Source organism: Actinomadura sp. 6K520, from assembly GCF_004349245.1.
In the GTDB taxonomy this organism is placed as follows: Bacteria; Actinomycetota; Actinomycetes; order Streptosporangiales; family Streptosporangiaceae; genus Spirillospora.
The window spans coordinates 1-8,732 of sequence record NZ_SMLC01000238.1 but is presented as its reverse complement, the minus strand read 5'-3'; the positions used below and the strand labels follow the sequence as shown (position 1 = coordinate 8,732).

7 protein-coding genes are annotated in these 8,732 nt (G+C 70.3%); all 7 read left to right on the top strand.

Annotation, left to right across the window (positions count from 1 at the left end; translation table 11 throughout):
* Positions 1-695: hypothetical protein (locus tag E1289_RS34230; protein WP_207929335.1), on the top strand; the 695-nt coding region annotated here is incomplete at its 5' end.
* A gap of 5 nt (positions 696-700) precedes the next feature.
* Positions 701-1,264 carry a hypothetical protein gene (locus E1289_RS34225; protein WP_131987757.1) on the top strand — a complete coding sequence of 188 codons (564 nt, stop codon included), beginning with the start codon at positions 701-703 and terminating at the stop codon, positions 1,262-1,264.
* Complete coding sequence (locus tag E1289_RS34220) at positions 1,261-1,518, top strand: DUF397 domain-containing protein (RefSeq protein WP_165970730.1); 258 nt, start codon at positions 1,261-1,263, stop codon at positions 1,516-1,518. Before E1289_RS34225 ends, E1289_RS34220 begins: the two co-directional genes overlap by 4 nt.
* Before the next feature lie 205 nt (positions 1,519-1,723).
* Complete coding sequence (locus E1289_RS34215; RefSeq protein WP_165970729.1) at positions 1,724-4,402, top strand: DEAD/DEAH box helicase; 2,679 nt, start codon at positions 1,724-1,726, stop codon at positions 4,400-4,402.
* A gap of 372 nt (positions 4,403-4,774) precedes the next feature.
* Positions 4,775-6,898, top strand: coding sequence for a tetratricopeptide repeat protein (locus tag E1289_RS34210; protein WP_165970728.1), 2,124 nt, complete (start codon positions 4,775-4,777; stop codon positions 6,896-6,898).
* Between the two features lie 299 nt (positions 6,899-7,197).
* The gene (locus E1289_RS34205; RefSeq protein WP_131987749.1) at positions 7,198-7,692 is read left to right on the top strand and encodes an HAD family hydrolase; all 495 of its coding nucleotides are present in this window, start codon (positions 7,198-7,200) and stop codon (positions 7,690-7,692) included.
* A complete protein-coding gene (locus tag E1289_RS34200) occupies positions 7,677-8,501 on the top strand; it encodes an endonuclease/exonuclease/phosphatase family protein (protein ID WP_131987747.1) in 825 nt (274 codons plus the stop codon). The genes E1289_RS34205 and E1289_RS34200 overlap by 16 nt, the downstream gene beginning before the upstream one ends.
* Positions 8,502-8,732: the final 231 nt, after the last annotated feature.

Below are 8,732 nucleotides of genomic sequence, written 5' to 3'. Positions count from 1 at the left end.
GCCCGGACCACCTCGCCGGCCCCCCGCTCGGACGCCCCGCCACCTGGACCCGGCGGCGTCCGGTGAGCCAAATCCGGCCGGATCAGTACCGGCGGCTCCTGCGTGTCCTGGCGGCGCTGAACATCACCCTGGTGCGCCACGAACCCCGGGGCCGCGACCTGCCCCCCGAGGAATGGCCATATGCGACCCAGCCGGCGATGGCGGTGCGCGGGTTGCTGGAGGAGGCGCTGGCCTCAGACGCCCGCCTGGTCGGCGACCCGGACCTGGCCTGCCCGCCGCTCCCCCGGCATATGGTGCTGCCGCGGGTAGCGCGGTCCGCGTCCGCACTGATCGCCGCCGCCGCCCGCTCCGGGTCGCTGTCGGACTGGACCTGCGAGCCGACCACCGGCGATCTGTACGGCAACCGGGGCCGCGCCCACCAGGTGCTGCGGACCGCCGCCTCCCTCTACACGGCCGAACACACCAGATCGCAGCGGCCGAACCTAACCGCCTCCCAGACCCGCCTGGCCATCGCTCACCTGGACGGCCTCGGACAAGCCATCGACGCGCTCGCCGCAGCCGCAGCCCGGTGGAGCGGCCTGCAGCCTCAGGCCGAACTCCTGACCGAGGTCAGGAGCGGGCGCATGGCAGCCATCCCCCGACCCCCGGGGCTCACCGATCTTCCGAATGACCAGCTTCGACCGCTTCAAAGGTAGGACCCATGGCGACCGCATCACCGAACAAGCTAAGCACAAAGTCCGCAAAGAACATCCAGGCCGCGACTTGGCAGGTCCACAACATCGCACGCCGTGAGGAGCGGGAGTGGCCGCAACAGCTGCTCGCGGCGGCGCTGGCTCGTGACGGCGAGCATCTGGTGATCAATCATCTCGCGGAAAAGGCGGCAGGGGCGGCGATCGCCGTGGCGCACGAGTCCGGGCAAGACCCCAGGGACGCGGTCCGGTGGGTCGAGTCGCGGATGGAGCCGCTGAACTCCGGCATAGCCCCATTCCCCGGCTTGGCATGGAAACGCGCGATCGACGTAGTGCTCCATCTGCTCGGTGAGCAGCTCCGCGTCCCGGGACGCGGTTCCATCACCGCCGTGGACCTGGCCGGCGCGCTCCTGCTGCTGCAGGCCCTCGGCGTCATGGCCGCCGCCGGCTGGCGCAAGGACCCCCAGCGCATGCGCAACATGCTGGCACACCGCGGACACCCAGCATGCCCCCGAAAACAGCGCAGAGGCCACGCACGGAACAAGAAGGCAAAGCACCGAAAGGGAAAACGATGAACCGCTGGCCCGGGGTGCACTGGCGCCAACCGGGCGCGGCCCGGCGCAAGAGCACCCGCTCGCCCGACCAGGACATCGCGGTGTGCGCCGAGATCGCTGTGGTCGGCGACGGGCACGCCGTCCGCGACTCCACCGACCCGCACGGAGCCGTACACGCGCTCGACCCGGGTGTGCTGAAGCGCCTGATGGACGCCGTCCCTAATCGGCCTAGCCCACCCCGTACCGGGCCCGGCTCGCTCTCGCGGCTGCGGTGACGTGGGCGCTGCGGGCTGAGCCCCGGGGCGGCGAAACACCAATCCCCGCACATCTCTTCTACCGAGGAACCATGATCCCTCCCTCACCTCCTCATCGAATGGGCGCCGGAAGCGCGGTCACCACATGCCTGGCGGCCAGCGGGTCTGGCGATCGGCACCGTCCGCGCCGGGACCGCCGCTCCGCAACCTCCGGCAGGAGGTCTTCATGAGTGAGGCGTTGGGGGCCAGTCCCTTGCCTGGTGGCGATCGGTGGGCGCACCAGCCCCTGGCCGTTGCCGCCATAGAGGCGGCGCTGGGCGCGGGTGGCCGCGCTACCGGCGAGTCGGCGTGTGGGAGCGGCAAGTCACGGATCGCGGCGCAGGCGGCGGTTCGGCTGGCGCCCGAGGGGCGGGTGCTGGTGACGGTGCCGACGCTGGAGCTGGTGTCGCAGATGCTGGCGACCTTCGCCGACCACGGCCGCCCTTTGGGCCGCGTGGTGGCGGTGTGCTCGGACGCCGAGGTGCTCTCGGTCGGTGAGGTGGCGCTGGGCGGGGCGAAGGTGACGACCGACGCCGCGCGGTTGGCCGAGCTCATCCAAGGTCGGGGCCGGGTGACGGTGCTGTGCACCTATCAGAGCCTGGGCGTGCTGGCGGCCGCGCACGCTGAGCACCGGATGCCGAGCTGGGACCTGGTGGTGGTCGATGAAGCGCACCGCACCGCGGGCCGGACCGGACGGTCCTGGGCGCTGATCCACGACGACGTGGTCATCCCCGCCGCCCGGCGGCTCTACCTGACCGCCACGCCCAAGATCCTCGGTGCCGGCGGCGACGACACGGTCGTGTCCATGGACGACGAGAAGGTCTACGGGCCGGTGGTGTTCCGCTTCACCACCGCGCAGGGCATCGACCGCGGGCTGCTGGCCGATTACGAACTTGTGGTCGTGGTGGTCACCGACGAGCAGGTCCGTGCGCTGGCCACCGACGAAGAACGCCTGCTGCGGGCCGGGACCACCACGATCAGCCCGCGGGCGCTGGCCACCCAGATCGCGGTCCTGCGCGCCGCCCGCGAGTACCGCATCCGCGCCGCCATCACCTTCCACAACCGGATCGCCGACGCCCGCGCGTGGGCGGAGGCGCTGCCGCACGCCTGGAAACTGATGCCCGCCGGGCAGCGGCCGGCAGCGGTGTCGGCGTTGCACGTCCACGGCGGCCAGCCCATCGGTGAGCGCCGCCGGGCCCTGAGCAGCCTCCGTGGCGCGCACCACAACGACGACGGTGATCTGGTCCGGGTGGTGTGCAACGCGCGTGTGCTGACCGAGGGCGTGGACGCCCCCGCGGTCGACGCGGTGGCGTTCATCGACCCCCGCGACAGCATGATCGACATCGTGCAGGGCATCGGGCGGGCACTGCGCACCGGCGGCCGCACCGACAAGACCGCTCGCGTCATCGTCCCGGTCCTGCTCGGGCCTGAGGAAGACCCGCAATCGGCGCTGGACGGATCGGCCTACGCCCAGGTGTGGCGAGTGATTCGGGCACTGCGCGCGGTCGATGACCGGCTGGCCATCCAACTGGACACCGCCCGGCAGAGGCTCGGGCAGAACCGCTCCGCCTCCGCCGACGACCAAACCGACGATCAGGCCGACGAGCACGCTGGTGACGGCGACCAGGAAGATCCGCTGGAGCTGTGGGACTGGCTGAAAGTCAGCGGTGTGCCCGTTCCCGAAGCGTTCGCCCGTGCCATCCAGGTCCGCGCCGTCCGGGGCGCCTCACCCTCGTGGCTGGAGTTCTACGGACTGGCCAAGGCCTACCACCAAGCCCACGGGAACCTTGACCTCACCGTCGAGTACCGCACCCCCGACGGCACCCAGCTGGGGCAATGGGTCCGTAACCAGCGCCGTCACCGCGCCAGGCTCGACCCGCGGCAGGTCGAGCTCCTGGAGGAGATCGGGCTGCAGTGGGACAGCCCGCTGGGCCGCGCGTGGCAGGACGCCATCGCCGCCGCCCGCGCCTGGGCCCACGACCACAGCGGCCGACTGCACGGCGTTCCCAACACCTGGACCTTTAACGGTGTCCAGCTCAGCCGCTGGCTGGTCGTCCGCCGCCGCGACCACCGCGACGGGAAACTCTCCGCCGAACGCAAAGCCGCCCTGGACGCGATCGACCCGACCTGGCTCCACACCAGCGACGACGTCTGGGACGTGCATTACCGGGCCGCGCGAGCCTTCTTCCATGCGCACGAGCATCTGCATCCCGACACCGACTACCGCAGCCCCGACGGGCTGGACCTTCCGGACTGGCTGGACAGGCAACGTCGGCGAGCACGCACTCGGCCGCAGCACCGCGGCCATCTCACCCCCGACCAGAAACGCCTCCTCGATGAAATCGGGATGCCATGGACGGTGATCGAGGCTGAATGGCAGAAAGGGCTGGCCGCGGCCCGCGCCTACGCCCAAACACACGGCGATCTCCACGTCCGAACCACCTTCGTCACCGACGATGGCTTCCCGCTCGGCCGATGGCTGTACGGCCGCCGCAAACAAGCAATCAGCAACACCCTGGACCCGCAACGGCTCAAAGCGCTGGAGGCACTAGACCCCAGCTGGCAGACGGCACGCAGCCTTCAAAGCCGCTGGGACATCAACTACCAAGCCGCCCGCCGCTACGCCGAAAAGCACGGCCACCTGCCCCGCAGCAGAGGCGCCGCCCGCGACCCAGCCCCACAAGGGCACGACTTCCGGCGCTGGCTAATCCAGCAACGCCAAAACGCGCGCAGAGGCGAACTCGCCCCCGAACGTCACGCCACACTCGACGCACTCGACCCGAACTGGCGCGGCACAACAAAGACCACCACCACAGGCACGGAAAGCAGACACAACAGAAAAGGAGAAAATGATCAGCTTCGGTGAAGATAACAGCAGCGGGCCTGCTCGGGCGGTTCCCATCCAAGGCCAGTTCGTCTGCGAAGGCGGCCTCGCCGCGCTTTCCGTGCCGGTTCCCCCTGGGTGGGTTTCGGGCGGCTGGGGCAGCGCCCCAACCTGTCCCCCGATGCTTGCGTTGCTGGGTCTTCGTGCTGGAACGGACGTCGGATGAGCGGGCACGGCAGCCAACCCGGGAACGGGACCAGTCACACGGCTCGTGGCGAGGCTGGCTACGGGAGCGGCCGGATCGGCAATCGGGTCGATGGCGCGGGCCGGATCGGCACCGTCGTGCAGGTCGGCGCGGTGCACGGCGACGTACGCCTGCACTCCCCTGCACCCGCAGCGCCGCAGCCACCGATGATGCTGCCCGCACCACCGGTACGACTACGTGACCGCCACCACGAGCGCGCCCGACTGAACATCGCGGCGGCCCGTCACCTGTCGCCCGGCCAGCCCACCGGCCAGCCAAGTAATCAGCCCGGTGACCGGCCCCTGAGCCCTGAGCTCCGTGGTGACCGGGACGGGTCGGGCAGCGGCGCCTTGCGGCCGGATCTGCTGGTGATCAGCGGGCCGGGCGGAGCCGGGACCACCGCGCTGGCTCTGCACCTGGCACACCGGGCGGTCCGCGCCAGCGCCGCACCGGGCGGAGCCTTGTGGGCCGACCTCAGCACCCATCATCCCGACCCCGGAAGTGATCCGGTCGCGGGCGCCGTGGCGGGCTGGTTACGAGCGCTGCACGCCGACCGAGTCCCTGAGCACGGGCAGGAAGCTACTGCGCTGCTGCGGTCGCTGACCACCGACCGTCCGGTGGTAGCGGTCGTGGAACAGGCCACCACGGCCGGGCAAGTGCGGGCGCTGCTACCCGCCTCCGGGCTGGTCGTGGTCACCAGCCGCCACCAGCTGCTGGACCTTGCCGCCGTTGACGGCGCGTGCCGGGTACCCGTGGGACCGCTGCCCGCGCCCGACGCCGCAGCGCTGGCCGCCGACATCATCGGCGACCGCGCCACCAGTGATCCCGACGGCGTCCGCGCTTTGGTGAACGCCTGCGGTGCTCTTCCCGCAGCCTTGGTCGCGGCCGCGGCCTACGTCGCCGCCCGGCCCCACCGCCCCATCACCGACCTGGCCGCACGACTCACCCGCACCACGCGCTCGGCCCAGCCCGCTCTGAGCGCGGCACCCCTGAGCGAGGAGGAGACCGTCATCAACAACACACTGGACGCCATCTACAACGGTCTGGCCCCGGACCTGCAGAACGCCTACCGGTACCTGGCCACACTGCCCGGCCCGGCGTTCTCGGCCGCCGCAGCGGCCGCCTCGCTCCGCACCGACGACCAGGCCACCGACACCATCCTGGCCCGGCTACACAACGCGCACCTGCTGGAGCACGGACCCGGCCCCGAGCAGTGGCGCATGCCCACCCCCGTCCGCGTCCACGCCGAACACCTCACCGAAAGCCTGCCGGAGGAGGACCGCGCCGCCGCGCTGGCCCGCGCGGTCCGTCACTACCTGATGTGGGCAGCCGGCCTCGAAACCGTCATCGGGCACGGCCGCCGCCGCTACGCCCCGGTGTTCGCGTGGGAACCCGGACGAGCACCCGCGGTCGCCGGTGACCAGGAGGCGATCACCCTGGTGCAGGAGTGGGTACCGACTCTGCTGGCCGCCCAGTCCGCAGCCGCCGCCCACGCAATGCACCATGCGGCCTGGCAGTTCGTCGACGCCTTGTGGGGTTATCTGATCCAGCGGCAGGACTACCCCGCCTGGCGGCGGGTCTGCCAGATCGGCCTGGACAGCGCCCAGCGCATCCAGGATCCCGGCGCCCAGGCCCGCGCCCACATGCTCACCGGAGTGCTGGACCGAAGGCTCGGCCGGCTCGCCGAGGCAAGCGAACACCACACCAAGACCCGCCTGCTGGCACGAAGGGCGGGTGACCTGCTGACCGAGGCGTCCGCAGCCGAGCACCACGGCGCCACTCTGCTGGACCTGGGCCGTCCCCAGCAGGCCCTCACCGTCCTGCACGCCGGCCTCGCCCTCTACCAGACATTGCCGACGCACCCACGCGGCCAAGCCCTGCTGCAACGCCAGCTCGGCATCGCCCACAGCCGACTTGGGCACCACACCGAAGCCGAAACCCACCTCACCGCAGCCGAAGCGCTCTTCACCGATCTGGACGAGTCCTACCTACGCTCACGACTGGCCACCAACCGCGCCGAAACCGCCCTCGCCAACCGCCGCTTCACCGACGCCCTCACCCACCTGGACCGGGCCATGGAGATCCTCCCGAACCGGGCGGTCCCCTACGACGCCTACCTGCACTACCTGCGCGCCGCCATCCCCACCCGCGCCGGCGACCACGACGCCGCCGTCCACGCCCTCAACACCGCCATCGCCTTCAGCGACCAACTCCCCCGCGACCACCCCACCCGACGCCTCATCCGCGAACTCACCGACCAACTGACCGAAACCGGAGGGCAAGACCGTGAGTAACACCACACCCCACGATCAGCCCCCGGAACACCCACCGCCCGGCGATCGGCACTCGGTCAGAGCGCCGCTGCCGGAGCGCAACACCCTCCCCCACGGCGTTTCGAACTCGGGGCAACCGGCCAGGAAAGACCAGCCGTTATCACCAGAGCCGAGCAAGGCGCCGCCCAAGCAACACCCCGGGGTCAAAAGCCTGCAGCCCTTCGAGCCGCACGGCCCCACCCCTACCGGAGGAACCCGTGGCCGATGACCACCAGCAATGGCGCGGGGTCCGATACGGGGGACCCATCACTCACGTGGCTATGGACTACGGCCTCACGCTGACCAGCAGCCACGACGCGATCAACCACACGCTCGGGATGCGGCCGGTCACCACCGACGCCGAGCAGGTCATCTGGGACCTGGACCAGGCGGGTGTCACACTCGCGCTCGTCTCCAACACCCAGCCGGGCCAAGACCGGCGACGCGCGCTCAAGGCCGCCCACATCGACGGCTGCTTCGGCGACCGCATATACCTCAGCAGCGAACTCGGGGTCGCCAAGCCGGATCGGCGCATCTGGGAACACGTCCTCGCCGACCTCGCTGTCGCCCCCGAACAGCTCTTGTACTGCGGCAACAACCTCGCCCACGACATCTATCCAGCCGCTGCGCAGGGCATCCGCACCGTCCTCCTCAACGCGGCGCCTCCGGGCAGCCTCCCTCCCGGAGCGACCTGCATTGCGGCCATCCCCCAGCTACCCGGCCTCCTCACCGGGACCGATCACCAGGACCAGGAGTCTCCATGGCCGAGCCGTTGACGATCCGTGTCGGCACCTACAACCTATTCGAGGGGGGCTTGGCCGCCCGCGACGGCCACGGCCTGGGCGACGACTCGGGGTTGCCCAATCTGAATGATTCGCGTCTGCGCGAGCAGCTCACGCTGTTGGCCCGGCTCGGCCTCGACGTGCTCGGACTGCAAGAGGCCACTTGGGGCCCGCACTCCCCTGACCTGGCCGACTTCGTCGCCGACGAGCTCGGGATGGCGTGGCGCTTCGTGGGCCCCTCCAACTTCTACGGCTGCGACCTGGCGACCTTCGTCCGGATCAGCGCCCACCTCACCGTCACCGACGTCAACCACCTGACCGGGCCGCCGTTCGTCCATGGCCTCACCAACCTCACTCTCCAGATCAACGGGCACCCCAGGCCCGTGCACATCCTGAACGGCCACTCAGCCCCCAGCTCTCCCACCACCCGCAAAGCCGAAGCCGAAATGATCACCGTCCACCGGCACCTGGACGTCGTCTACATGGCCGACACCAACGCTGCGGCGATCGGCGACACCCCCGACACCACCGGACTCGACCCGAACAAGGTCACCAAGAAACTCGACCTCGCACCCGCCAAGGAACTCGCCGCCGCCGGCTTCCACCACATCGGCCACCAGGACCCAACCCCGACCGTGGGACACGGCGACGACAAACTCGCCTACCGCTGCGACCGAATTCACACGACGCTGCCCGCCGAGTGGATCACCGGCTACGGCGTCGAACTCGGCGGCGACCACCTTTCCGACCACCGCCCCGTCTGGGCCGAGATCACCTTCGGTCAAACAGCCGCAGGCCGATGATCGGGAGTGTCAAGTTGACCGTACAGACCCTCCCACACCGGGGACCGCAGAAACGTTATCCATCACGTTCGGGACCGTACAGCTCCAGCTTGCCGTGCCCCAACGGGGGTATTCCCTCAGGTGTGGAAAGTGATCTTGCTGGGGAGCAAGTGATCAGTGGGTGAAGCGCCCACGTTCTTCGGGGGGAGAACCACACGTCATGTCCGTGATCGACCGTGTCGACGGCACCAC